At 51.7% G+C, this 26501-nt stretch carries 18 protein-coding genes, 1 tRNA gene and 1 other RNA gene; 10 read left to right on the top strand and 10 right to left on the bottom strand.

All coding sequences use genetic code 11. The annotated features are described in order from the left end of the window. Positions 1-3 precede the first annotated feature (3 nt). Positions 4-2025, top strand: a complete 2022-nt coding sequence (locus NDA02_RS06835; RefSeq protein WP_190792795.1) for an ABC transporter ATP-binding protein — start codon at positions 4-6, stop codon at positions 2023-2025. Next, on the top strand, positions 2022-3206 hold the full coding sequence (locus NDA02_RS06830) for a glycosyltransferase (RefSeq protein WP_190792786.1): 1185 nt from the start codon (positions 2022-2024) through the stop codon (positions 3204-3206). The genes NDA02_RS06835 and NDA02_RS06830 overlap by 4 nt, the downstream gene beginning before the upstream one ends. Positions 3207-3211: 5 nt before the next feature. Here NDA02_RS06830 and NDA02_RS06825 read toward each other — a convergent pair whose 3' ends face one another. Then, on the bottom strand, positions 3212-7159 hold the full coding sequence (locus NDA02_RS06825) for a hypothetical protein (RefSeq protein WP_190792785.1): 3948 nt from the start codon (positions 7157-7159) through the stop codon (positions 3212-3214). A gap of 324 nt (positions 7160-7483) precedes the next feature. Between NDA02_RS06825 and ssrS the strand changes: the two genes are divergently transcribed. Next, a non-coding RNA gene (gene ssrS / locus NDA02_RS06820) (6S RNA) lies at positions 7484-7666 on the top strand. A 197-nt stretch (positions 7667-7863) separates the two neighbouring features. Here the strand turns inward: ssrS and NDA02_RS06815 are convergent. Continuing rightward, positions 7864-11265 (bottom strand): phycobilisome rod-core linker polypeptide, encoded by a 3402-nt coding sequence (locus NDA02_RS06815; RefSeq protein WP_348254686.1) that lies wholly within the window; start codon positions 11263-11265, stop codon positions 7864-7866. A gap of 381 nt (positions 11266-11646) precedes the next feature. On the opposite strand from NDA02_RS06815, the gene NDA02_RS06810 reads away from it, so the two are divergent. The 3 genes from NDA02_RS06810 to NDA02_RS06800 all read left to right on the top strand — a co-directional run bounded on the left by NDA02_RS06810 (position 11647) and on the right by NDA02_RS06800 (position 15422). Beyond that, positions 11647-12837 carry a class I SAM-dependent methyltransferase gene (locus tag NDA02_RS06810; RefSeq protein WP_348254684.1) on the top strand — a complete coding sequence of 397 codons (1191 nt, stop codon included), beginning with the start codon at positions 11647-11649 and terminating at the stop codon, positions 12835-12837. Between the two features lie 151 nt (positions 12838-12988). Next, positions 12989-14293 carry an FAD-dependent hydroxylase gene (locus tag NDA02_RS06805; RefSeq protein ID WP_348254682.1) on the top strand — a complete coding sequence of 435 codons (1305 nt, stop codon included), beginning with the start codon at positions 12989-12991 and terminating at the stop codon, positions 14291-14293. A 157-nt stretch (positions 14294-14450) separates the two neighbouring features. Next, positions 14451-15422 carry a fasciclin domain-containing protein gene (locus NDA02_RS06800; protein WP_348254681.1) on the top strand — a complete coding sequence of 324 codons (972 nt, stop codon included), beginning with the start codon at positions 14451-14453 and terminating at the stop codon, positions 15420-15422. A gap of 319 nt (positions 15423-15741) precedes the next feature. On the opposite strand, the gene codA is transcribed toward NDA02_RS06800, so the two are convergent. Then, positions 15742-17010: a cytosine deaminase gene (gene codA, locus NDA02_RS06795; protein ID WP_348254679.1), complete on the bottom strand. Its 1269-nt coding sequence runs from the start codon at positions 17008-17010 to the stop codon at positions 15742-15744. 145 nt (positions 17011-17155) lie between these two features. On the opposite strand from codA, the gene NDA02_RS06790 reads away from it, so the two are divergent. Both NDA02_RS06790 and NDA02_RS06785 read left to right on the top strand, forming a co-directional pair. Then, the gene (locus tag NDA02_RS06790) at positions 17156-17317 is read left to right on the top strand and encodes a hypothetical protein (protein WP_190790311.1); all 162 of its coding nucleotides are present in this window, start codon (positions 17156-17158) and stop codon (positions 17315-17317) included. Positions 17318-17370: 53 nt separating this feature from the next. After that, a tRNA-Arg gene (locus tag NDA02_RS06785) sits at positions 17371-17443 on the top strand. Between the two features lie 7 nt (positions 17444-17450). Here the strand turns inward: NDA02_RS06785 and cbiB are convergent. Next, positions 17451-18413: an adenosylcobinamide-phosphate synthase CbiB gene (cbiB, locus tag NDA02_RS06780; protein ID WP_348246417.1), complete on the bottom strand. Its 963-nt coding sequence runs from the start codon at positions 18411-18413 to the stop codon at positions 17451-17453. Between the two features lie 201 nt (positions 18414-18614). Here cbiB and NDA02_RS06775 point away from each other — a divergent pair, with 201 nt between their 5' ends. Beyond that, positions 18615-19373 (top strand): HAD family hydrolase, encoded by a 759-nt coding sequence (locus tag NDA02_RS06775; protein WP_190790312.1) that lies wholly within the window; start codon positions 18615-18617, stop codon positions 19371-19373. Positions 19374-19581: 208 nt separating this feature from the next. Here the strand turns inward: NDA02_RS06775 and mgtE are convergent, their stop codons facing one another. Both mgtE and NDA02_RS06765 read right to left on the bottom strand, forming a co-directional pair. Next, a complete protein-coding gene (gene mgtE, locus NDA02_RS06770) occupies positions 19582-20943 on the bottom strand; it encodes a magnesium transporter (RefSeq protein WP_348254677.1) in 1362 nt (453 codons plus the stop codon). A 254-nt stretch (positions 20944-21197) separates the two neighbouring features. Continuing rightward, positions 21198-21335, bottom strand: a complete 138-nt coding sequence (locus NDA02_RS06765; protein ID WP_348254676.1) for a hypothetical protein — start codon at positions 21333-21335, stop codon at positions 21198-21200. A gap of 102 nt (positions 21336-21437) precedes the next feature. Here NDA02_RS06765 and NDA02_RS06760 point away from each other — a divergent pair, with 102 nt between their 5' ends. Continuing rightward, on the top strand, positions 21438-21767 hold the full coding sequence (locus NDA02_RS06760) for a hypothetical protein (RefSeq protein WP_190790314.1): 330 nt from the start codon (positions 21438-21440) through the stop codon (positions 21765-21767). Between the two features lie 18 nt (positions 21768-21785). Here the strand turns inward: NDA02_RS06760 and NDA02_RS06755 are convergent, their stop codons facing one another. The 4 genes from NDA02_RS06755 to cobA form a co-directional block, all read right to left on the bottom strand. Then, complete coding sequence (locus NDA02_RS06755; protein WP_348254729.1) at positions 21786-23417, bottom strand: alpha-D-glucose phosphate-specific phosphoglucomutase; 1632 nt, start codon at positions 23415-23417, stop codon at positions 21786-21788. Positions 23418-23668: 251 nt separating this feature from the next. Beyond that, positions 23669-24703: a 2-hydroxyacid dehydrogenase gene (locus tag NDA02_RS06750; protein WP_190790315.1), complete on the bottom strand. Its 1035-nt coding sequence runs from the start codon at positions 24701-24703 to the stop codon at positions 23669-23671. 256 nt (positions 24704-24959) lie between these two features. Then, positions 24960-25448, bottom strand: coding sequence for a rhodanese-like domain-containing protein (locus NDA02_RS06745; protein WP_190790316.1), 489 nt, complete (start codon positions 25446-25448; stop codon positions 24960-24962). Positions 25449-25455: 7 nt separating this feature from the next. Then, positions 25456-26307 (bottom strand): uroporphyrinogen-III C-methyltransferase, encoded by an 852-nt coding sequence (gene cobA / locus NDA02_RS06740; protein ID WP_190790317.1) that lies wholly within the window; start codon positions 26305-26307, stop codon positions 25456-25458. Positions 26308-26501 lie beyond the last annotated feature (194 nt).

Raw genomic sequence — 26501 nt, 5'->3', positions numbered from 1 at the left:
GCTATGTCAAATTTCCGCTCTCCGCGTCAACTGTTACTGTACCTGGTTCACCGACACCCTGTTCTGATCCTGCTTAATATTGGGCTGGGATTTTCGGGTGCGGTGTTTAACGGGGTCAGTACCGCTCTGATCATGCCCGTTCTGCTCAGCTTTCTGGGACAGCCGATCGCGCTGGAGGGCGAAGTGCCCGTTCTGCGAATGCTGCTGTCTCCATTTCAAATCGATGGTCGTCCTCGTATCGCGCTGCTCGCGGGGGCAATTATCCTGCTGCTGCTGCTCAAAAACCTGGCGGGCTATGGCAATGCGCTGGTTGCCGGAAGCCTGAAGCGCATCCTCACCAATGATTTGCGAGAGCAGGGACTGCGGCTTTTGCTGGAAGTTGACCTTGATTTTTTTAGCCGCACGGGAATTGGCGATATTGTGAATCGGCTCAATAACGAAGTCTCTCGTGCCGCAGGCGCAATTAGCAGCATTACGCGATCGGTCACAGTTGTCATTACGGTGCTGGTGTTTGTGGGATTGCTGGTGTCACTGTCCTGGCAGTTAACGCTGGCTTCAACCGCGCTGTTAGCGATCGTTGTGCTAGTGAATCAGTCGAGCATTCATCAAGCAAAGCAGTTTGGCAAGCAGCTTTCGGATACGTCAAAGCAATATTCGACCAGTGTTTTAGAACTGCTGTCTGGAATGCGGCTCGTTCGCACCACTGCCACCGAACCCGCCGCCTATGAAAAAATGATTCGTTTAATTCGCGATCGAGAGCAGGCAGAGTTCCGAACGCAGGCAGTTTCTGCCCTGATTGAGCCTGTGAACGAAATGGCGGGCGTAATTGCACTGCTGCTAATTGTGGCGATCGGGCGTACCTTTCTGGCAGCGCAGCTCGAGGCATTCTCTGCGGTATTGCTCACCTATCTTTTTTTGCTGTTTCGGACGTTGCCCCTGATTGGTCAGCTTAATAACGCTCGCAGTCAGTTTGCAAGTATTGCCCCCAGTTTGGAAATTGCTAGCGAGTTTCTCCGTCGTGATAATAAACCATTTATGCAAAACGGAACGCTGCCGTTCCAAACTTTGCAAACCGGAATTCAGCTTCGCAATCTTTCGTTTATCTATCCAGGACGACAAAAATACGTTCTTCACGATATCAACCTTGATTTACCCTGTCGGACGACGCTGGCGATCGTGGGAGCATCAGGGGCAGGAAAATCGACCTTAGTGGATTTATTGCCGCGACTCTACGACCCCAGCGAGGGCTGCATTTTGCTAGACGGGCAAGACCTACGCGAATTTGACTATCAATCGCTGCGGCGGGCAATGGGCATTGTGAGCCAGGAGACGTTTTTGTTTAACGCTTCGGTGCGAGACAACATTGCCTACGGCTGTCCGGCTGCAACCGATGATGAAATTATTGCTGCGGCAAAACAGGCAAACGCCGAAGAATTTATTCTGCAATTGCCGCACGGGTTTGAAACGGTGATTGGCGATCGGGGCGTAATGCTTTCTGGGGGGCAGCGACAGCGCATTGCCATTGCCAGAGCACTGCTCCAAAATCCGCCGATTCTGATTCTAGATGAAGCGACCAGTGCCCTTGATACCGTTTCTGAAAAACTGGTGCAGGAAGCGATCGATCGACTCAGCCGCGACCGAACCACGATTATCATTGCCCATCGGTTGTCTACCGTGCAAAAGGCGGATCAAATTGCGGTTTTAGAACAGGGCAAACTGGTCGAACTGGGCACTCATCAATCGTTGCTGGCAGAACAGGGTCACTATGCTCGGCTCTGTCAAATGCAGTTTACCGAGCAATTTGCCCAGCAGTTTGCAGAACTCTCGCAGCCCAACCATCGCAAACGAACGGCGAATTTCTCTTATCACATCCGATCGCTGCTCAACATTGTGATTGGTTCGTTAGGGCTGATTGTGCATGAAGTCGTCCAGTATCCCGAAGAACAACAGGAATACACCGAAACGGCTTATCGGTCAGCTCTGGATCTAGTCAAGCAACTTGAAGCGATCGAGGAACACTCATGAATCGACACTATCTTTTCTTTACGCGCAACACACTGCCTCAACCCAGAGCCGATCTGGTGCAGGTGGCAAACTGTGCCAATGCTGCCGCAAATCTGGGCTATGCTGCTGTTCTCACTTACCTGAAGCCCCAGATCAGTTCGCCGATCGATTGGCTACTGCCCTTTCGTCCACAGATTCCTGATGGGGAGCTGACCCGGTTTTACAATTTGCACCGCAGGCTAAAAGTTGCCGGATTGCCGATTCCCGATCGCTTCAAAGGTCAGTCGAAATGGACGCATCCGAGTACGATCGTTTCAAAATATTATCTCCCGTTTCATATTCGTTCCCGTGTTCAGATTGTTCATAGCCGCGACTGGAATTTTATCAAAGCTGCCGTTCAAAATAGGATTCCTGCAATTTATGAGCATCATCACCATGAGCAGAAACAGTTTGAACCGGAAATCGTCCATCATCCGATGTTTCAGCTTGCGGTCACGGTTGCCGATCCAGTACGGGAAAGCATGATCGCTCAAGGAATGCCGCCAGATAAAGTAATTCAACTTCACAACGGATTTAACCAGTCTTTTGCCACCCGACAACCCGATGCAGCGGCACAATGGCGACAGCAGCTTTTAGGCGATTGCACTTCTCTGGCAGTCTATTCTGGCGGGCTGAATGCGTTTAAGGGCGTAGATCTGCTGCTGGAGGTCGCAAAGGAGATGCCCCAGGTTAGGTTTGCGTTTGCGGGCGGGTCTGAGGCAAAAGTGCAAAGCTATCAGCAGCGATCGATCGAGCTGGGACTGCAAAACGTGACTTTTCTGGGCTATGTGCTGCACGACCAGCTTGCCAGCCTGCTTCAAGCCGCTGATGTCCTGCTGCATCCCCATCGATCGGGCGAAGAAGCTTCCTTCACCTCTCCGCTCAAGTTTTTTGACTATTTAGCCTCCGGTACGCCGATCGTCGCGACTGAGATTCCCCCGCTGCGATTGTTTCAATTGGCTGGCATCATCGCAGGCTGGTGTGCGCCCGACTGTCCCTTTGCGCTGGTCAACTGCATTGCTCATACGCTGGCAGTCTATCCCCGGAAGCTCGAAGGCTATGCCCACAGCATTAACTTTGTGCAGCAATTTTCCTGGGAGAACCGGATTGAGAAAATTCTCAGCCATGTGGATAAGGCGTTTCAGCCCAACTTGCTGAGCTAGTTGCCTTACTGCGCCACAAATCCAGAGGCTTCCGGGGAGTAGGTTCCAAAACGGGAGCCGTCTGCATTGTAAAGTTCGATCGGCACTTTAGCCGTTTCGCTGATGGCAGCAAGCGATCGCAGCAGATTGTTCACCTGAGTGGTGATCACTGCCTGCATCGAACCGCTCTGAGTGGAAGTCATCACGCGCTCGGTCGCCTGGTCGTAGCTGCGGGTAATCTGCACCCGAATTGCCTGCGGCGCGAAGGAATAGGTGCAAAGTGGAACCATCCCGGCACAGGTACGATCGAGATCTGGCTGGACAGCCTGCATTGCCGTGAGACGGGCGGCATTCTTTTCTGCTTGAGTCATTGCTGCGGTGTAGGACTGAAGCGTAGACTGCACCTGCATCGAGTAAACGCTCCCTTGAGGAATCCGCTGAAGATTGGTAACTGCCTGCTGCCATATCGTTTTTGCTTCGATCCACTGGTTTTGCTGCTCCAGGCTGCGGGCTTGCTCTGCCAACTGATTGGCTTGACGCAGGGCATTTTCGGCGATCGTCTCTTGCCCTTGGCGCTGGTTGGCTTCCTGCAAGCGCGGCTGATACAGTGCGAGAAGCTGCTCGGCTTCAGCATACGCTGCCGTTCCCTGCGGAATTTGATCGAGAACCTTCACAGCTGCCTGCCATGCGGCGTAAGACTGCTGCCAATCCTGAGCAGATTTTGCAATGCCTGCCTGTGCCTCTGCCACTTCTGCCGTTCTACGAGCTGCATTCACCCGCTCCTGGGCGTTCTGCTCGGTCGCGACCCGCTGATTGATGCCATTTAAACTGGTCTCATATTCCTGAAGCCTGCGCTGTGCCAGGTCGTAGACAGGACTATCCGGCGGAATTTTTTGCAGAGCGGCGATCGCATCCCGCCAGAGCCACTGGATCTCACGCCACTGCGCCAGCGGATGCGGCGGATTCAGGCTTTTCTGGGCTGCTGCGTTTGCCTTCTCAAGCGCGTTCACAATCTGGGCAACTCGGCTGGCTCTGGCTTCGCTCACCTTCATAATTTGCTGAGCAGACTCGTAGTGCGGCGACCAAAACGGAATCGGGCTCAGCAGCGCATTAACTTCCCGAAGTTGATTATGGGCATCCACGATCGCCAGGGCAGACTCAGTGGTTTGGATCGTATTCAGTGCCCGATCGCTGATTTGCTGTGCCTGCTCAACCGGTAGACAGCCTCCAATCACACAGGGACGAGTCAGTGCGTAAATGCCTGTCACAACGCCAAACACTCCCACAGTGCCTGCAAAAATCCAGGCAGAAATCGACATCCGCCTTAGAAACGATTGCCGATCGCTCCACGCTTCTAGCTCTAACACTTCCGAGAAAGAGAGGCCTTTGGTTTCAGGGCTTGTCTCGGCAGCGGCCCGGTTCGGGGCTGGGTCGTTTACCGCCGCAAAATCTGGTGACGTGGAATTTGGGCTAACAATTGAGCTAACAATTGGACTAACAACTTGTGCAGAACTTTGAGATTGATAATTTTCATCGATATAATTCTCAGCTCTATCATCAACCGCATTCCGCGAGATATTTTCCTGAGAAACGTTCTCCTGAATTACTTCTTCTTGGAAAAGATCATCTTGAGGAATATCTTCCTGCAAGATATCTTCTTGGGAAATATCTTCTTGAATTTCTGATTCGATCGCAGAAGGCGTATCCGCTTGCGGCAAAGCAGTGTCTTCTATAAAGGCAACGGTTGCAGAAGAATCGATCGAGTACGGCTCTGCTGTCTCTGGTATCGCAATGGTTTCTGGAGCAATCTCTGGTTCCTGGTGTTCTAGTCTCCCTAATTGTTCAGACAAACTATCTGATAGTGTCTCTGGTCTGTCGGTCGATGGAGTAATAAACTCATCAGAGAATTCGTCTGCAAATAAATTAGTTGCTTGATCATTTGCTTGATCGATTGATAAAGCAGCGATCGATTCAGTTGGTAATTCTAAAGATTGCTCAGCAAATTGATTCTCGTTCTCCTCGTCGATCGTTTGCGCTCTGTCCTGCGGCTCATCCGCCTTGTCAGGCAAACGAGGCTCAAAGGCTTCTGTTTCTACTAATCTCGCTTCTGGAAGTGCAGGCTCAGCAGCTTGCAAAACCACAGGCTCGATCGGCTCTGGTACTAATGGCTCTGGTGCTAATGGCTCTGGTACTAAGGAAAACTCCTCAGACAAGGCGACAGATGATTCCAATTCCTGGAGTTCTGTTTCGGTCAGCTCATCTACAGATGCCTCAACCGGAGATTCTAAAATTAATTCTGAGACTGATTCAGAAATAGGTTCCGCAATCGGTTCTGAGATTGGTCCAGAGATAGGTTCCGAAATTAATTCTGAGATGGGTTCAACAAGACTTGATCGATCGGATTCCAGTTCCACCCCAAATTCAGACTGTAGAAATTCGGTCTCGGCTGCAAATTCAGCGTTTTCAGATATGTACTCAGATGCGTTAACGGTATCAGGTTTAATTTCGGTTACTTCATCCAAGAACGGTTCGTCAAGATCTTCACAAATTGCAGTATCCTGCTGTAAATCCGTAGCGATATTAGCAATATTAGAACTATCAAGATCAGGATGAGTGAACTCGATCGCTGCATAAGTTTGTTCGCTTCCTGCCGCTTCAGATTGTCGATCGCTTTCTATATCATCCGCTGCAATAATTTCCTGTGGTTCACTCGCTGAAGGAACTGCTGCGACAGGTTCGATCGATATCAATTCTTGATCTGCAACTAACTCGACTTCAGCAACCTCTGCTCCAGGCGGTATCGTGGAAACCGTAACCTCGGCATCAGGCTCAACTTCAGTGCTATTAACTTCGGCAGGTTCCACTGAGACAGGTTCGACTGAGACAGGCTCGACTGAGACAGGTTCGACTAAGCCAGCTTCAATCGCTTGAGGGACAGTGTCAACAAAATCGTCTTCAATCGATCCGATCGCGACAGGTTCGGTTGCAACAGCTTCAATCGTTTCGATCGGGACAGGTTCTACATCAACAAAATCGATCTCTATCAATTCAACTGAAACAGGTTCAGTCGCTTCAGCTTCAACGTCAACTAAATGGGCTTCAGTCGCCTCAGGTTCAGCTTCGAGTTCAACATGGGCTGACCCAACTTCAATCAATTCGATCGCAGCCAGCCCAACCAATTCCGCAGAGGTAACCTTTACTGAATCCACTTCGACAGATTCAATCTCAGCAGACTCGATCGCGACAGATTCTACCTCGGGTTCTGACCCAGCCTCAACTTCGGGTACAATCTCAACTTCGGGTACAGCCTCAACTGCTTTAACCTCGGATTTAACTTCGGGTACAGCCTCAACTGCTGCTGCGATTAATCGTTCGATCGGTTCATTGCTTGAGATCGCAGGTTCGGGAGCTGCTTCACCCACGGCAGTCGTTGCTTCCCCTGATGCATTGACGGGTGCGGCTTCTGCTGCCAATCCTTCCTCGATTACTGAGTCAGAAGACCTGCTTTGCACAGTAGACGGCTCAACAAAGGCAGAAATCTGCTGGATGCCGCGATCGTTCTCGGTAGCGATCGACCTTCCCTGATCGACTGAGATCAAACTGACCGAAAACGTATGAAACTGATAAGGTTGCTGGTGCCCTGCAATCCGAAGAAACAGCCGCACAGGTAAGTTGGTTCCTTGAATCGCTGCAAAAGACGGGTCTTGAACGTGCTCTGCCGTATTTTTCCGAACGATCGCTTCAAGCTCTACAAAGACCTGCTGGGGGCTTGGCTCAACATGCAGCAGATGTTCGATCAAAATAAACAGCGTTCTCTGCCGAATCGCACAGCGTACCTGAAGCTGAGACGCCATGATTTGAGCTTGAAGCACTGGCTGAAGCGACTGCGCCAACTTTTCCAGGTCAGGCGATTCCTGAAGCAGATTGGTCTGACCCCTTTGAGCTTTCTTTTTGGAGAACGGATACCTGAGCATAATGATAATGATTTCGCAAAATAGTATTGCAAACCGGACGATTGCAGGACTGTAATGGAGGATTCATTCCAGTATCGCCTGTGAAGGTGGGTGGGTGACAGGGGGTAGAGGGGCGGATGGGGAATGAAGAGATGAAGAAATAGGGCTGGGGAGGGGTTTTGTAGTTCGTTTGGAGGTAAGTGGGGAAGTTGGTCGTTTAACGGGGTTTGTGGAGTGTGCAGGGAGGAATTAAGTTAAAGGGGAAGGGGATTGAAACGGCTTAGTTGGATTGAGTCTTATAAGATTAGTGGATCGATCGCCGATCGATCGTTAGAATAAGGGAAGGTTCTACTGCAACGTTGGTGACTGCCAATAATGTTTTATGATCTATGCTTTTTGAATAAGGGAGCCGAAGAGTTCCAGTGGCAGTAGACCGGGCTTGTACTCGGAAACTTTAAACTGGGCGAGTAGTTCCCACCTGGTTTATACCAGGTCAAAAACTGAGGTAAGACGGCGTTGCGGGGAACTGTTATAAGTTTTTATTCCCTTGTCTGTATAGATGAGGGAATTTTGCTATTTGCGTTTGCACTTCCAAACATCCTTCTCCTCAAAGATCCTTTAACAAAAAGTCAAGCTCCAACAAAAAGTCCCTTGATCGCAGATGCCAATCAAGGGACGATGAGACTCAGAACCTTCTACCGTTTAGCTCTTGTTAGCGCAACTATTTAGCTCCGTCCGGTGAGATAGGAAGGCGAGTAGCCTGACCAGGACTGTTTCACCAGATCCTCTTCTGCCTTCACACTACCAATGTAGTTTCCGGCAGGTAGTGACGGATACCGCTTGTACGGAACCACGTCTTCACCGAAGTAGCGGCTGTACTCTGCGCTGTTAACCATTGTGTCTACCGCAGCCCGTAGACCCTGATCCGCCAGAATCTTGTTGTACTCGCGGATCTCAGCCTGGGTTGCCGGAGCGCGTCCCAGCAGGTGACGGAACAGGAACTCAATCACCTTCGTATTGGGGTACGGGGTGTAGAAGCGGCGTACATAGATGTCCGAGCTAGCCAGAGACTTGACAAACTCGCGCACCGAGATTTCACCGTTCTTCAGCCTGCTTTCCAGGTCAGAGCGACGGATTTCGGACGGCACCTGACCGCTAAACACATCCATCACCTGCACATAGAGCGCGTTGATTACCAGTTCCTTCTCAGAGCCGCTAGTTTCTGGGTTCAGGCGGAAGATGCGGGAGGGTTTACGGCGAGCCGTTCCTACGCCCACTTCGACGGATTGACCGTTGCCGTTGCTAAACGATCGACCCAGTTCCACAAATCTCGGTTTGCTGAGGTCGGGCTGGCGCGCCTGCTTCTCCAGATCAGCCATCGCCTTGCTCATCAGCGGCATCTTTGTGATGTCCATCCGAGTCTTCACTGGCTCAAAGCTAGGCACAACCAGATCATCATTTTGCTTGGTGAGCTGGTTATAAAGCTTCTGCGTGTTCGGGAAGTTGGCGGCAGGCAGTGACGGGAAGCGGCGGTACGGAACCGTGTCTTCGCCGAAGTTTTCTGCGTATTCTGGGCTATTGGTCATCGAGCGAATGAACGCAGCCAGACCTTCCGAAGCCAGGATCTTGTTGTACTTGCGAATCTCGACTTGATCGATCGGGGCACGTCCGAGGAAGTGCTTGGTTCCCAGTTCGATCACCTTCGTATTCGGGTACGGCGCGTAGAACTCTTTAATGTATAGCCGAGACATACCGAGAGCTTCGATAAACTCCTTCAGGTTAATCTCGCCGTTGGTCAGCTTGCTTTCCAGTGCCGTGAACTCATTTTGTGCGACGTACGGTTCGATATCGCGCTCAAAAATATGGCGGTAGGCTGCCCGGATCACGGTGTTTGTCGCAGTCGGATCAAGGGTGGTGAGCTTAAAGGTCTTGGTTTGCTCACGCCGCTTGCTGACCCCCTGGCTGACGCGGAACTGCACGTCGGGTTCGGTACGGGTTTCCTTCACCGCACCCATTTCGACAAACTTCGGCGTTTCTTCAACGTCAATTCGCGTTGCTTTGTCGCTGATGCTGCCCACCCGGTTGGTTCGTAGTGCCAGACCGCCCGGAGTCAGATACCGCTCGTAGGGAATAGTGTCTTCGCCAAACGCCTTGTTGTACTCTTCACTGTCGATAATCGCGTCGATCAGGGCATAGAAGCCTTTCTTCGCGCACAGATCAAAGTAGCTGTTGATTTCCTGACGACCGTAGGTGGGGCGACCCAGCAAACGACGGTGGATGTATTCCACAGACTTGGTGACGTACAGCGAAGTCCAGTAGAGCTTACGGAACAGGTCAGACTTCGCCAACTGACGAATAAACTCCCGCACCGTAATCTCGCCGTTCTCCAGCTTGATTTCTGAAACTTTCAACCGCTGTCCTTCGTAGACATCGCGCCCAAAGACTTGCAGATAAGCCGCTTTGATCACCTTCTGGGTCGAGCTTTCCGAGAACTTGGTGCTGATGCCCTGAGTGCCGCTGCCTCGCTTCGCAAAAGTTCCGGTGTAGCTGGGAATTTGATCCAGCTTGAACACCTTGGGACCCAGCGTTCCCGGAGCGATGCCTTGCGCCCTCGGATTGCTCACCTGGTTGTTGATGCCTGGACCGCGATTGATCAGAATCCGGCGGGTGTCTTTACCAAATGGAGCAGGGCTGGTGCTGGGGTTACGGGTTTCTTTCGGGAAGATCGCACCGAACTGAATTTCCAGCGGATCGTTGCCGGAGCCGTAAACGTGCTGGTCGGGCAGGGGTTGATTGTACCGCGCAAAGGTTGTGAGGAACTGCGGAACCTTGCGGAAGGGTGCGCTGTAGTTAAACAGGTCTTGCTGCGGACCCCAGTTGCGGCACTCCTGCGCTTCCTGACCTAGACCGCGCAGATAAGGAACGGTTTCCTCACCGAAGTAATCCGAGTACTCTTGCGAATCGACCAAGGCATCCACCAGAGCAGGCAGACCACCGTTGGAGACGATCGCAAAATACTTCTGCACCTCTTCCCGCGAAGACGGACCGCGACCCAGGAAGTGACGGAATGCCAGTTCCAATGCTCGGCTATTAATGTACGGCTCGTAGAAGTTCTTGCGGTAGAGGGGCGATTTACCCAAGCGGCGGATGAACCCTTTCATCGAGATATCGCCGTTTTTCACCTGCGATTCCAGATAGGAAATGTTCAGCGAGTAAGCCCGCGTAATATCCCGCTCGAACACCTGACGATAAGCGGCTTTCACCACATCGTTCTTCTCAGTTGCCGACAATCCCGGCTTCATCGCGTATTTGGGACGACGCTCTGCCGCGTTGAAGTAGATTTGCGGCAGTTCCAAGCCCTGTTGATCGCCCGACGGACGCTGACGCACCTTGTTAGAAGGCGTAGGGGCTTTGAATTCGTTGATCAATACATCGAAGTACTGAGTCACGATCGCCAAACCCGCCTCATCCTGACGCAGATAGCCCAGCGCAGCCGCTTTCATTTCTTGCAGTGCCACCAGGGTTGCTTCGCCGGAACAGGCGTTTTCGATAATTTCTCGCAGACCACGGGTGTTGACCGCAATGATATTGGGATCACCCGCGACAATCGCATAAGTCGTATAGCGCAGGAACCAGCTCATGTCCCGTAGCGACTTTTGCATATTGCGCGGACCGTAGCGAGCCACGTTGATCGGACGGAATCCTGCTGGGGTAGGACCGCTGCCCGATGCACTAAAGAGCGATCGAATTCCTTCGAGGAAACCACCACCGCTCGACACATAGGTTGCGGTTCCCAGCTTCATGGCTTCTTTGGTATCCAGTGCTGTACCGCCCATGGTCATCATGACGGGCACTTCTTCCGTAGGCTTTTCGAGAAACGCCATCGGAGAGCCACCCACAAAAATTCGGTTGGCAGCGCGAGAGACAATCAGCTCCGAGTTTTGGGTCAGGATTTGTGCAATTTCTAGCCGCTTCAAACCAGAGTTGAAGTAGCCGGAAAGCTCATTTAGCTCTGCCCGTCCCGGAAAACGGTCTTGCTGCTCAGCTTGAGAAATGGTTGCGACAGGTACGGTTTGATATAGCTGCGGACGCGCAACAGAGCTTCCACCACTCGCCTTAACACTCATTGGATTTCAAAAGCTCCCTTATATAGTGATTGCATTTAGACCTGCCCCTAAGTGCCGCTCATGAAATATCGCTTGACTGTGTTCACGGTTTACGGGTTCACAGCGTCTACGACCTCCAATAAAGCTCACCAGAACGACTGCCCAGGGTCAACTGGCTAAGTATTAAATTAGAACGTTTCGGGGTTCCACATGAAATTATTAAGAACCATGTAGAGAACCGAAGAGTGCCACACAGAAAATCATAGGGGATCGAGGCAGCATACCTGAGGATGTGTATAAGTTTTGTTACTTTCTCATCACGAGTATTTAGGTCCCCATCGCTGTCCCCCTTTTCGATACACTCAAATTTGCTGCCCTCTCACCCCTGCAACTCCTGAGGCTATGTCTGATTCTGCAATTTCCGCTGCTGTTGCCAAACTCTACGACACTTACCCTTTTCCACCGGAACCCCTGCTGGATGAGCCGCCCCCTGGCTACAACTGGCGATGGAACTGGCTCGCTGCCTACAACTTTTGCACCGGACAGAAGCCTTCCCGGCAGGATGTTCGCATTCTGGATGCGGGCTGTGGCTCAGGTGTAGGAACCGAGTATTTGGTGCATCTCAATTCTGAAGCGCAAGTCACTGGAATTGATCTCAGTGCCGGAACTCTTGCTGTCGCCCAGGAGCGATGTCAGCGGAGCGGCGCGAGTCGAGTTCAGTTTCATCACCTGAGTCTTTATGATGTAGGGCAGCTTTCGGGCGAATTTGACTTTATTAATTGCGTTGGCGTTCTGCATCACCTGCCTGACCCAATTCGCGGCATTCAAGCTTTGGCAAAAAAGCTAGCTCCGGGTGGCATTATGCACATTTTTGTTTATGGAGAATTAGGACGCTGGGAAATTAAGCTGATGCAGCAGGCGATCGCCCTCCTTCAGGGAGACCAGCGCGGCAACTATCAAGACGGCGTTCAGGTTGGACGCAAAATCTTGAGTGCATTGCCAGAAAACAACCGTTTGGTGAAGCGAGAGCAAGAACGCTGGTCGCTGGAAAACCAGAAGGACGAATGCTTTGCAGATATGTACGTTCACCCTCAGGAGATTGATTACAACATTGATACATTATTTGAACTGATCGACGCTTCGGGGCTAGAGTTCATTGGTTTCTCAAATCCCCGTGTTTGGCAGCTCGATCGCCTTCTTCACAAAGCCCCAGATTTACTTGATCGTGCCGCCCACCTTAGTGATCGCCAGCGGTATCGCCTGCTCGAACTGCTCGACCCGGAAACTATTACCCACTACGAATTTTTCCTCGGACGCGAGCCGCTTCCGAAACCGGACTGGTCGGACGACGAAACGCTGCTGTCTGCCATGCCCGATCGCAGCCCTTGTATGGACGGGTGGGATAGTCGCTGTCTATTTAACTACGACTACCAGATTGTGAACCTGAGCGAAGCCGAATGGCAGTTTCTCAAAGCCGCAGACGGCAATCAGACGCGATCGGTTCGAGAAATTCTACAAACTGTAGATTTAGATTTGGCTAGGGTGCGATCGCTCCAGTCCCAGCAGCTTATTTTACTTTCCCCTGCACAATAATTCTGCAATGTTCGGTTTGCCTTGCTTCTCTTAGTCGGTCGCGGCAGAATAAAAGTATTGCGGCTCATAACCTGAATTGATTGCTAAAGTCAATCAGTTTGGGACTTATCTGCCTGTAATTTTCTGCCTGTAATTTCTATTGCTGTCGCGAATGATTCTGGCTCAGTCTGCTTCGGTTTCCTCTTCTGGCTCCCTGCCTGCTCTGTTTGATTTGGCGATCGTGGGGGGCGGCATTGTCGGTTTAACTCTGGCTTGTGCCCTCAAAGACACGGGCTTAAAGATTGCCCTGATTGAGGCAAAGCCGCGTGACGCAGGACTCCAGTTTCGTCGGGCATACGCGATTACATTAATGTCTGGCAAGATCTTTGCAGGGCTGGGCATCTGGGACGAGATTCTGCCGCAGATTACCACCTTTCAGCAGATTTCCCTTGCCGATGAGCATTATCCTGCGGTTGTAAGGTTGCAGCCTGAAGACCTGGGCACCGATGAACTGGGCTACGTGGGCGAACATCATGTGATTGTGCAGGCATTGCTGAATCGGCTGGAAGGCGCAGAGTCAATCACCTGGATTTGTCCGGCGGAAGTGCAGCAGGCGGATTATCAGACTGATCGCGTCACGCTCACGCTCTCGATTGCAGGAGAGCTTCAGACGGTGCAAACACGCCTCCTGGTTGCCGCAGATGGTTCTCGATCGCCTCTCCGTGAAGCCGCAGGCATTCAGACCCAAGGTTGGCAATACTGGCAGTCCTGTATTACGGCGGTAATTCGTCCTGAGAAATCCCACGGCAACATCGCGCGCGAGCATTTCTGGGCAAGTGGTCCGTTTGCGACCCTGCCTCTGCCGGAGAATCGCTGTCAGATTGTCTTAACTGCTCCCCATGCGGAAGCTGAAAAATGGTTGGAAGTCGAAGAATCTGAGTTTCTGGCAGAGCTGGAGCGTCGGTATGATGGGCAATTGGGCAAGATTGAATTGCTGGGCGATCGATTTCTGTTTCCGGTGAAGCTGATGCAGAGCGATCGATATACCTTGTCTCGGCTGGCACTTGTGGGCGACGCGGCTCACTGCTGTCATCCAGTGGGTGGACAGGGCATGAATTTGGGCATTCGCGATGCGGCGGCACTGGCACAGGTGATCAAAACGGCCTATCAGCGCGGCGAGGATGTAGGCAGTCTCCAAGTTCTGCGGCGATATGAACGCTGGCGCAAATTTGAAAATCTAATGATTCTTGGGTTCACCGATTTTCTCGATCGCTTTTTCTCGAATACTGTGCTGCCGATCGTGCTGGTGCGGCGGTTAGGTTTACACGTAATGGGAGCAATCCGCCCGCTGCGATTTCTCGCACTGAAGCTAATGACGGGGATGAGCGGAAAATCTCCGGCTGTTACTCTGTCTCATCAGGCTCAATCCCTTGAAGAGCGAAAAGAGACGGAGCCGCTGCTTCCTAGCCCTTCCTGAGGTCGATTGCCAAAGGGTGAATTGCTTTGCCGATCGCCTCAATCATTCCTCAATCATTAATTTATTTATCATTGTCATTTGTTATATGTGATGCCGTGCTTTAAGTTTTCTTCACAAATCGGGTAATATTGGACGAAGCACGATTAAGGAGTGAACGATGACTATAAAAATCAGTTCTAAGGCACTGGCAATCGTGTTTGCTATCAGTGCAGGAAGTTTTGCCCCTGTTGCGGCAATGGCTCAGTCCACAAATTCTCAGCCCTCCGCTCCCGCAACTGCAACGCAAGCTTCTAATACGATCGTGGGTGTAGCGGCTGCCAATCCTAATTTCAGTACCCTGGTTCAAGCGGTGCAGGCAGCAGGATTAGTTCAAACCCTATCTGGACCCGGACCTCTTACCGTCTTTGCGCCAACCAATGAGGCGTTTGCTGCCCTTCCTCCTGGCGTGCTCCAGGCATTGCTTGAGCCGCAAAACCGGGATTTGCTAACGCAGATTCTTACCTACCATGTGGTTTCGGGTGAGCTACCTTCCAGCCAGATTCGTAGTGGTTCAGTGGATAGTCTCAACGGCCCACTCAATATTCAGGCTGCATCTTCTGGCGTTACGGTGAATAACGCAACGGTGACGACTCCTGATGTAGAAGCCAGCAATGGCGTGATTCATGCGATCGATGAAGTTCTTGTTCCACAATCGATTGCCTCTCAGTTGAGCGACCGCCTTCAAACTGCCGGAACCCCTGGAACCACCAGAACTCAGACTGCTGGAAGCACTGGCACAATGGGAACTACTGGAACCACGGGAACCACGGGAACCACCGGAGTGACCGGAGTGACCGGAACGACCAGAACCCAAACCAGCGGCACGACCGGAACCACCGGTGTTACGGGGACAACTGGAGTTACCGGAACGACCAGAACCCAAACTAGTGGCACAACGGGAACGACTGGCGTTACGGGGACAACTGGCACCACGGGAACCGTCAGAACTCAAACGACTGAGACCACGGGAACCGTCAGAACCCAAACCACTGGCACGACCGGAACCGTCAGAACCCAAACCACTGGTACCACCGGAACCACCAGAGCAACGACTACCCAGACTCCTGCCCCTGTTCGAGGACTGTGGTAAAAAGTTCTGCGATCGCAACATTAACGATTTCAGCTTTTGCTAAAGTCGGCGATCGTTTCTGGTGAGCGGTCTATTCACCGCTTTGCTTTTTAATGAGAGTGATTTAGGAGTCACGACATGCTTCCCTTGAAGATGCCTGTGGCTCCTTTTTTGGCGTTGCTGAATCGGGATATGAAGGGTGCAAATTTAGCTTCTGCATCGCCCCCTAAATCCCTCAATACTGAGGGACTTTGAATTCTGGTTCCCCCAACTTTGAGGGGCTAGGGGGGCGTATCATACGCTTATTCAGCAACGCCAGAAATCGCTTTGCAGTTATTGCTTAGGCTTCGCCCTTCCAGTGCGATCGGGCAGGCTCCGTTATGCTGAGCAGCTTACCGCGTGAAATGACGTACCGGACGGCAGCACGGCGGCGAATTGCATCATAGCGGCTGTCAGCCTCCAGCACGATTAAGTTTGCTGGTTTGCCTACCTCAATGCCGTACTGGTCTTCAACGTGCAGCGTTTTTGCCCCGTGCCACGTCACCATGTTGTAACAGGCATTCATTTCTTCGGTTCCGGTCATCTGACAGACGTGCAGAGCCATACTTGCCACATCCAGCATATTTCCTGTACCGAGCGAATACCACGGATCGCAGATGCAGTCATGTCCGAGGCTGACGTTTTGCCCCTGCTGCCACAATTCCTTTACCCGCGTCACGCCGCGCCGTTTGGGGTAGGTGTCAGTGCGTCCCTGAAGCGTAATGTTGATCAGCGGATTGGCAATAAAGTTAACCGATGTGCGCTGAAGAAAGCCCATTAGCTTAAACGCATAGGCATTGTTGTAGGAATGAAACGCAGTGGTGTGGCTAGCGGTCACCCGCGACCCCATGCCTGATCGAATTGCGTTTGCCACAATCACTTCCAAAAAACGAGACTGATCATCGTCAATCTCATCGCAATGCACGTCAATCAGCCGATCGTACTGCTGCGCTAATTCAAAAATTCGATCAATCGATCGCACGCCATCCTCACGGGTCAGCTCGTAGTGTGGGATACCCCCGACCACATCAACGCCCAGCTTCAAGGCTTCTTCCATCAACGCCTCGTTGTCTGGACTGCCGTAAATTCCGTCCTGCGGAAAAGCGACCACCTGAAGCGTCATCCAATCCTTTACCAGATCGCGCACTTCTAGCAAGCCCTTCAGCGCAACCAGATTTTTCTCGCTGACATCCGCATGAGAACGAACAAAGAGAACGCCTTGCATTGCCTGCTGCTTCAGGGTTTCGATCGCCCGCTGCTTTACATCTTCGATCGTCAAATTCTGCTTGCGCTCTCGCCAGATTTCAATGCCTTCAAACAGGGTTCCGGTTTGGTTCCAGCGCGGTTCTCCAACAGTCAATGCAGAATCTAAGTGAATGTGCGACTCCACAAAAGGCGGACTGACGATCTGTTCCTGCAAATCTAGCTCAAGCTGTGTGGCATGGTTCAACTGAGGCGCGATCGCCACAATCTGACCCTGATCGATCGCAATATCGGCAATTTCGGCAGGTGCATTTTGCCACAGAATTTTGCCCCGACGCAGCAGCAAATCACAAGCAGGTACAGACATAGACTTTTACCCGAAATGATGGGAATGGAAATGGGTCAATCACCTGATGAGCATAGCAATTTGTCAGCGACGATCGCAGAAGTTTAGGCTACCGTTAATCAGGGCTTCAACGTTTCACCGTTGTTGCAGATGAGAATTGGTGCAGATGAGAATTGGTGCAGATGAGAATGGCGTAATTGCCGGGTTTGGCAAACTGGAACCCGATCGGCATCAACAATTTCGACTTCATGCAGTGGCATCCCCAAAACCTTCGCAGCTCAAGCTCGGAGCGACGAAAGCTTTAATTTGCTTAATCACCAATTCCTGAAACCACAAAGTTTGCTGATGAATCATTGAGCTGTTATGATAGGGAAGGTTCGAGGGCATGTAGCTCAGTGGATAGAGCATCAGATTCCGGTTCTGAGGGTCGGGGGTTCGAGTCCCTCCATGCTCGTAGAGGATTAGAGAAGGTTCGTGACGCATAGCGTGGCAGCGACACTGATCGCCACCCACAGCAGAAAAACTCGTCTTGTCCAGTTCATCGCCTGCTGGATGCGATCGTACGTAATGGGATGAATGGGATCTCCCAACAGCGGCTTGTTTTTGATTACACCGTGATACTGGTTTTTGCCGCCCACCTGCACCCCCAGCACTGCCGCATAAACACATTCGCTCCAGCCTGCATTAGGACTTGGATCTTGAGGCGCATCTCGGCAGCAAATCTGCCAGACTTTTCGCGGTTGACCCGACAGTAATGCCAGCGTCAACACTGTCAGCCGACAGGGAACCCAGGTTAAGCCATCTTCTAATCGGGCACTGCACCAGCCCAGATCTTGATAGGGGGCTTCCCGGTAGCCCACCATCGAGTCCAGCGTGCTTGCCGCTTTGTATGCCAGTGCCAGTGGAACAGCCCCAATAGGGGAAAACGACCCGACGATCGCGTAAAACAAAGGAGCCAGCACGCCATCCACCGCATTTTCAGTCACGGTCTCCAGCACGGCTCGCAAAATTTCTGCTTCATCTAGATCAGCCGTCTCTCGCCCGACATAAAGACTGAGCCGCGATCGTGCCATTGCTAAATCGCCTGCCTGTAAAGGAGCCAGCACATCTTCTGCTGCCCGTCGCAGACTACGCCCCGCAAAACAGCTTGCCAGAAGAACGATCGCCGTAATTGCCCCAAACAGCGGATGCAGCCAGATTGCTCCTGCGATTGCCAGCCAGCCAGTCAGCGCACTCAGACCTATTATCCCGATCGCCAAGCCCACCCCTGCCGATCGCTGAACGATCGTGGATTTGAACCCCAACGCCCATCGGCTATACTGCTGAATTCCCCAACCCATCACTTGCACCGGATGAAGCCAGCCCCACGGATCGCCAATCCAGCAATCCAGCCCTGCTGCTCCTATGAGAACAAGGAGACTCATCACGGGTGACTGCAAAGCAATTTCCTTGAGGGGGTCGATCGAAAGCAGTTCCTCTGGCAGCGTCATCAAAGCAAACTCCATACGTTCTCAAACTTGCGGCTCATTCCATCCCAACCCGCTCTAACGTTATCGTCTCTTCTACAATCTGTATTCGTATCGCCTCAACAATTACCTAAGCGATTACCTATCCACTTAACTCCGATGCTTTCCCTTCCTTCCCCCAAATCAATTCGCCTGATTGCAACCGACATGGACGGAACTCTTACCCGATCGGGCAAATTCACTGCCCCCCTGCTGCAAGTTCTGACCGATTTACAAGACGCTCAAATTCCAGTAGTGATTGTGACTGGGCGATCGGCAGGATGGGTAAATGCGATCGTGAGCTATTTGCCTGTGGCTGCTGCGATCGCAGAGAACGGAGGGCTGTTCTACAAGGCAGATCATCCAAAACTCGAGCTGATCGTTTCGATTCCTGAGATTGCGCTGCATCGGCAAAAATTAGCGCAGATGTTTGGTGAGTTGCAGACGATCGTGCCTCACATTCAAGAGTCTGCAGACAATCGGTTTCGGATAACAGACTGGACGTTTGACATCGGGGAGTTATCCGAGGCAGAGCTTCAGCAGTTAAGCGATCGGTGTCAGCAGCAAGGCTGGGGATTTACCTACAGCACCGTGCAGTGTCACATTTTGCCGTTGGAGCAGAACAAAGCAGCCGGACTGTTGCAGGTGCTTCGTCAGCAGTTTTCCGATATCTCAGTTGATCAGGTGATCACGATCGGCGATAGTCCCAACGACGAGAGCTTGTTTGATGCTTGTTTCTTCCCGCATTCTGTTGGTGTGGCAAATATTGGTCACTATGGCGACCGCCTCACTCACAAACCCACTTACATTACGCAGGCAGAAGAAGCAGAAGGATTTTGTGAGCTAGCGCGATCGTTGCTTAATGATGTATCAATCTAAACTCATACTTAATCACCTATCTTAAACTCATAAATCTTGCTAGAAATAGGAAACTGTAAATCCTGCACTTGGTGCGTGACAAGAAATTTGGCAAACAAAAGCAAGTTTGCTCATTTCAAAGTCCTCCAGCATTAAGGGATATTTGGGGAGCTGGAAGCCTCAAACACTTATTCAGCAATCCCGCTAGACCCAACTTCCCAGAATCCCTCTAACCAAAGAACTTAAGGGCGATCGAGACCAAACTTAGAAAGGTGAAAAATCCGACAGCATCCAGGGTGGTCGTCAGCAGTGGACCGCTAATCAGAGCCGGATCGAGTCCAACTCGCTTCAGTCCCATCGGCAGTAAGGTTCCTAGACTAGCGGCAATAAAGACATTCACAATCATGACGCCACCCGCCACGAACGACACCCATCTTTCTGCCGGAACTGCCCAGAGCAGCGACAGGATCGCTAGCGCGAATCCCAGCCCGGCAGCGGTTCCCAGTCCTGCCAGCAGCTCTTTGCGAAGGATTTTGAACGTATCGGCGTGAGTAACTTCTCCAATGCCCAAGCCGCGTACTGTCACCGAGAGTGCCTGAATTGCCACATTGCCGCTCGTATTAGACAGAATGGGCATCACGACTGCTAGCACCGGAACCAGCGAAATCACTGACTGAAACGGTGCGATCGCACTCGCAGCCCCCACGTAAAGCGCAATGTTGAGCAGCAGCCAGGGCAGACGTTTTTGAATGGTGACGATGGGCGGCGACAGCGCAGCCTCATCTCCTCCGGCTCCAGCAAGTTTCTGGATGTCTTCGGTGGCTTCTTGTTGCAGCACGTCGATCACGTCATCGATCGTCACAATTCCAACCAGGCGATCTTCGCGATCGACCACGGGAACCGCCAGCAGGTCATATCGCTGCATTAGCCGCGCCACTTCTTCCTGAGGCATTTCGGTGTAGACCTTAATCACCCGATCGCTGGCGATATCGCGAATCAGCACATCTGGGAAGGTAAACAGCAACTGACGCAGTGAAACAACGCTCATCAAGCGGCGCGAGTCATCGGTGACGTAGGCGTAGTAAATGGTTTCCTTGTCTTCGTCTGTGCGGCGAATCTTTTCTAACGCCTGTCCAACGGTCAAGCCCTCGCGCAGCTTCACATACTCGGTAGTCATAATCCGTCCGGCAGTGCCTTCGGGATAGCCGAGAATAATCGCGGTTGCCTGACGTTCTTCGAGGCTAAGTTGCTGAAGGAGCAAGCGCACAATTCGAGCGGGCAATTCGTCAAACAGTTCAGCGCGATCGTCTGGACGCATTGAGTTCACTAACTGCCGCACATCCACCGCGTGCAAAGACTCAATCAGCGATTCCTGAATGTCGGTAGGCAAATATTCAAACACATCGGTTGCCTGCTGTTTTCGCAGCAGCCGGAAAACGATCGCTCTTTGTTCTGAGGGCAGTTCGCTAATATACTCGCTGATATCTACCGATTGCAGTTCGGTGAGTTCTGCTTTTAGGCGGTTTAAGTCAGATAGCCGATCGCCCACAGAAAATTCCGACAGGGCAAGCTTGCGTTCCTGGGTAAGCATTAAGAACCTCCTATGAATTTCCCTCGCGCCGGGAAACTCATCCTGGGTCAGACTCGCTAGGTCAGACGTGCAATGGCTTACCGTGCAAGGGCTATGTACTGTGGGGGAATGGACTTCGGTCCATAGAGAAAACAGAATTCAACATCAATGCCAATAAATTGGACATTGCTACCCGACATGATAACCCGCTTGTGCCGCAATTAGAAAAGCTTCACGCAACTTTCAGAACATGGACTTACGCAAATTGACGGAGATCAGGAGCGGTTTGGCTTGAGAATCGGTATCAGGGCAGAACCGCAGTAGACAGGAGGCGTAATTTTACGCTGGTCGTCGCTTAATCGCCTCTTTGTCATCAATTGGGTCATCCACTGGTCATACAGAAGATTTGCCATCTATCTAGGGCAACATTACGTCAGCAGGCTGTGATATTGTTCAGAAATTCATATCGCATCCGTTGTAGTCGCTGATGCCTCCTTATAGGTAGGAGTAAAACTATGCTGGAAAAGAATCGGCTCTCGAATCGGCTTTTTGATCGGTTAAACGAAGCCCTGCAAAGCGGCAGCAAGGTTTGGATCGAAGTTCCAGGCGATCGCTATGCAGGAAGACCTATTTATCTGGATTCAGAATTTGTCGAGGTGCTGTGCATTTACACCCCTGATAAAACCGAATCCTCCAGTGAACCTTGCCTGTCTACCACCTGGCTGATCCGCCTATCGCAAATTGTTGCAGTGGCTTATCCGTCTGAGCAGTGGTCTGCCGATCGCCTGACGCGCCTGCTTCAAGCCCAATCGCCTAAGCCTGAGCGCGACGAACCTGCGGCTTGATGGGATAAGGATATTCCTTCAAGTGATCACTGTGGGTTGAGCCATCCCTGTGAGCGATCGAATTTGGGCAAGGCGATCGGCAATCTCAATAAAGTCCGTTAGCGTTTGCTGTACCTCGAAGCTCTGGCAGTTGATGTTGGGTTCGTACCGTTCCAGGTAAACCCGCAGTGTCGCGCCCTGAGTACCTGTGCCGGATAGCCGGAACACGATGCGCGAGCCGTCCGTGAATCCGATTCGGATGCCCTGCTGTTGGCTGATGCTGCCATCGATCGGGTCAAGATAAGCAAAGTCATCACTGTACTGGACTTCGTATTGTCCAAATCTTTCTCTTTTGAGACTGGGCAGTTTCGATCGCAGCTGGGCAATTAAGGTTTCGGCGCGATCGGTTTCAATGCCTTCATAGTCATGCCGTGAGTAGTAGTTGCGTCCGTAAGTGCGCCAGTGATTCTGTACGATTTGTTCCACCGACTGCTGCTGTACGGCAATTAAATTGAGCCAGAACAGCACTGCCCACAGTCCATCCTTCTCGCGGATGTGGTTTGAGCCAGTGCCGAAGCTTTCTTCGCCGCAGAGTGTGATTCTCCCAGCGTCCAGCAAATTGCCAAAAAACTTCCAGCCCGTCGGGGTTTCGTAGCAGTCGATTCCAAGTTTTGCCGCGACCCGATCGACGGCTACGCTGGTGGGCATCGATCGCGCTACTCCTGCCAATCCGGTTCGATAACCCGGAACCCGATGAGCATTTGCCGCCAACACTGCCAGACTATCGCTAGGCGTCACAAAAAACCGCCGTCCTAAAATCATATTTCGATCGCCGTCTCCGTCTGAGGCGGCACCAAAATCGATCGCGTTATGCCCAAACAGACGATCGACCAGTTCTTTGGCATACACCAGGTTGGGGTCAGGATGTCCGCCGCCAAAATCTTCTTGCGGGATGCCATTTTGCACGGTTCCAACCGATGCGCCCAGTCGCCGCTCAAAGATCGCATGGGCATAGGAACCTGTAACGGCGTGCATTGCATCAAAACACATGCGAAAGTTGCCGGAGATCAAGAGAGACTGAATTCGATCGAAGTCAAAAATCTTCTCCATCAGACTCATATAGTCCGCGATCGGATCAATCACTTCAACGAGCATTTCGCCAAGCTGCGTTTCGCCCAAGCGATCGAGATCAACATCTGAAACTTCCATGAGTTTGAAGCGATCGATCGTGCGGCTCCGCTGGTAGATTTCATCCGTAACCGTTTCAGAAGCGGGTCCCCCATTGCTGCTGTTGAACTTGATGCCAAAATCGCCGTTCACGCCGCCCGGATTGTGGCTAGCAGACAGAATGATGCCGCCAACTGCGCCAAATTTGCGAATCATCCCAGAAGCCGCCGGAGTCGAGAGAATGCCGCCCTGCCCCACCTTGACCCGCGCAAATCCATTTGCTGCCGCCATTCTCAGAATGATCTGGATTGCAGTTCGGTTATAGTAGCGTCCGTCGCCGCCCAGTATCAGCAGTTGCCCTGCGCAGTCTAAACCATCAAAGATTGCCTGCACAAAGTTTTCCAGATAGCGAAACTGGCGAAAGGTTTGGACGGGCTTTCTCAGTCCCGAAGTGCCGGGTTTCTGATCTAGATACGGCGTGGTAGCAACGGTGCGAATATTAATGCTTTTCACGGGAATTTGAGCGGAGGTTTGGCATCCTCTTTAAAGCTAAACATTTAAAGCGAAACAGATTTAAAGCGAAACAGAAACTCGACAAAAAGGGATAGATGATGCATCAGAGCAAGTTTAACCGATCGCTGAATAATTCTGTCTAGAAGGATGATGGAGAAGTAGCGGGTGGGTGTTTGGGATGCTGGAAGATCTCTCTGGCTGCCTTTGCCGGGGCACAGCCCTCACATTCCCTTTCGCGCAAATCATGGGCGACTGCGAGGTGCGGGTGATTTGGAGACGATTTTTTCCTCTGCTTTGACTTCGTTCTTGAGCGGCTGATCGTTCTCAAAATCAGAAATATTTTGCATCGTTGTTTCGGCAATATTTTCTAACGCTTCCTTGGTGAAAAATGCCTGATGCGCCGTAATCAAAACATTCGGAAATGTAGTCAATCGCTCAAATAAATCATCCTGAATAATTTCGTTGGACAAATCCTCAAAAAACAGGTCAGATTCCTGCTCGTACACATCTAAACCCAAGGCGCCAATCTTCTTTGACTTTAAGCCTTTGATCGCTGCTTCGGTATCAACCAACCCCCCCCGGCTGGTATTAATTAGCATGGCTCCCGGCTTCATTTGCTCGATCGCTTTTGGGTTAATCAGGTGATACGTTTCCAGCGTGAGGGGACAGTGCAGTGAGATGATGTCCGACTGAGACAGCAGTTCGGGCAGATCGACATATTGACCAACTGCTTCAAATGCGGGTTTTTTGAACAAATCGTAGCCCAATACCTGGCAGCCAAAGCCGTTCATAATCTGAGCGAAAATTTGCCCAATCTTGCCAGTTCCCACTACGCCGATCGTGCGACCATGCAGATCAAAGCCGAGCAGTCCTTCAAGGGAAAAGTTACCTTCCCGAACGCGATTGTAGGCACGATGAGTTTTGCGGTTTAGCGTTTGAATCATCGCAACGACGTGTTCTGCGACCGCATAAGGCGAATACGCCGGAACTCGCACAACCTGCATTCCGAGTCGTGCCGCAGCCTTGAGATCGACGTGATTAAACCCGGTAGAGCGGAGCGCAATCAGACTTGTTCCATGCGATGCCAAAATTTCTAAGGTCGCTGCATCGGCAACATCATTCACAAAGATACAAACTGCCGGATAGCGATTTGCTAAAGAAGCCGTATTGCGATTGAGCTGCACCTCAAAAAAGACGAGTTCATGCTCATGGTCATAGTTCGCGACTTCAAGAAATTGCCGATCGTATTCCCTGGTACTAAAAACCGCAACTTTCATCCCGCACCTCAAGCAAAATGCTAATTAGACGATCGATGGAAAGCTGCCTTAATTAAACTATCAGGAGAGGGATTTAACCCAAAAAAAAGCTGTAAATTTGCTTTTTGGGCGAGAATGAACCTTTTGCTTTTTGATAAATTTTAGGAATTGTTTGACGAGTGTTTAAGGGTCTACATTGCCCCCGAAACAGGTCAACTTTAGGGGACACTTTGAAACCCAACAGGAGGCTAACTCGGTTCCCCCAAGAATTGGGAAGCTAGGGAGGCAGTTCACGCTCTGTTTTTTCAACATCAGCCTTGTCTAACAGCAGTCCCCACTGAGCATTATACGGATGGATCGATCGCACCCTTTGCTCCTCTCGATACACCGGATAGCCCTGATTGACCCACTCAAAAGCCGACCCCTCCAGATTGCGAACATTTTGATAGCCTGCTGCCTGCAAGCGAGCGCACAGTCGTGCCGATCGATAGCCGACCGAACAATAACAGACGATCGACGTATCGGGCGGGTAAGGGAGATCAGAGAAGTCTTTGGTGGCGGGATCAATCTGCTGTGCTGCTGGCAGGTGGCTCACGGCGTATTCCGAAGCCGATCGCACATCGAGTAAAACGGGTTTTGGCTCTTGTTGAAGCTGCGCTGTCAGGGTTGCGGGATCGATCGGCTGCACCTGGGGAAACTTGCGCCGAATTGAACGCTTGACCAGTTTCCAGAGAAGGGAACGTAACCAGGCAGGCAGGGCGACCATTGCTCAATCACAAAACGACAGGCGGAAGCATTACATTCGCCAGGGTTTGATGCAGATCGACCACACGACCCACTACGGCGATCGCCGGAGCCTCAAATCCGGTTTCTTCGACCTGCTGAGCGATCGTCTCTAGTGTACCAATGAGCTGTTCCTGGTCGGGACGGGTTCCCCAGCGAATCAGGGCGATCGGCGTGTGAGGGTCTAAACCTGCGGCGGTGAGTTCATGCACAATATGGGGCAGGTTATGAACGCCCATGTAAATCACGATCGTTTCTGAGCCGTGGGCAATCGCCTGCCAGTTCACCTGCGGACGGTATTTGCCTGCTGACTCATGACCTGTGACAAATGTGACCGACGAACTGTAGGCGCGATGGGTGAGCGGAATGCCCACATACGCCGGAGCCGCGATCCCAGACGTGATACCCGGTACAACTTCCACCGGAACGCCTGCCTGCATCAGGTCTTCCATTTCTTCGCCGCCCCGCCCGAAGACAAAGGGATCGCCGCCTTTGAGCCGCACGACGATCGCGTGATGCTGCGCCTTCTCGACGAGAAGCTGGGTGGTTTCTTCCTGAACCAGGGAGTGTCGTCCCCGCCGCTTGCCTGCATCGATTTTTTCAGCGTCAGGATTAATCATTGCCAGGATCGGCGGGCTTACCAGCGCATCATAAATCACCACATCAGCGTGTTCGAGTAGTCCCTTGCCCTTCAGCGTCATCAAGCCCGGATCGCCTGGACCCGCGCCCACCAGATAAACTTTGCCCACGGAAGGGGCGATCGGATTAGAGCATTCGTGACTGGAGACTGAAGCGGCAGACCGGAAAATCGACTGATTCGGCAGGGTGATGTCGTCGTTCATGCAGGAGAGGGGATGAGGAGAGTACTGCTTGGGCAAACTTGCGTCTTAACGAGGGTCTGAGAACTAGTGTCTTAAAACTGGTGTCTTTAAAGCCTTGTACCTTGTGCTTTTAACAGAACAATAGGCGTGACCGATGCGGAATCCAGTATCGCTGAATACAAAATATTACCATTTATGAAGAACCTGCATGGGGC

It is taken from the genome of Leptolyngbya sp. ST-U4 (genome assembly GCF_039962215.1).
Lineage (GTDB): Bacteria > Cyanobacteriota > Cyanobacteriia > Elainellales > Elainellaceae > Leptolyngbya_A.
Note: the sequence above shows the minus strand (reverse complement) of the source record. Positions and strands in the feature narration are given on the sequence as shown.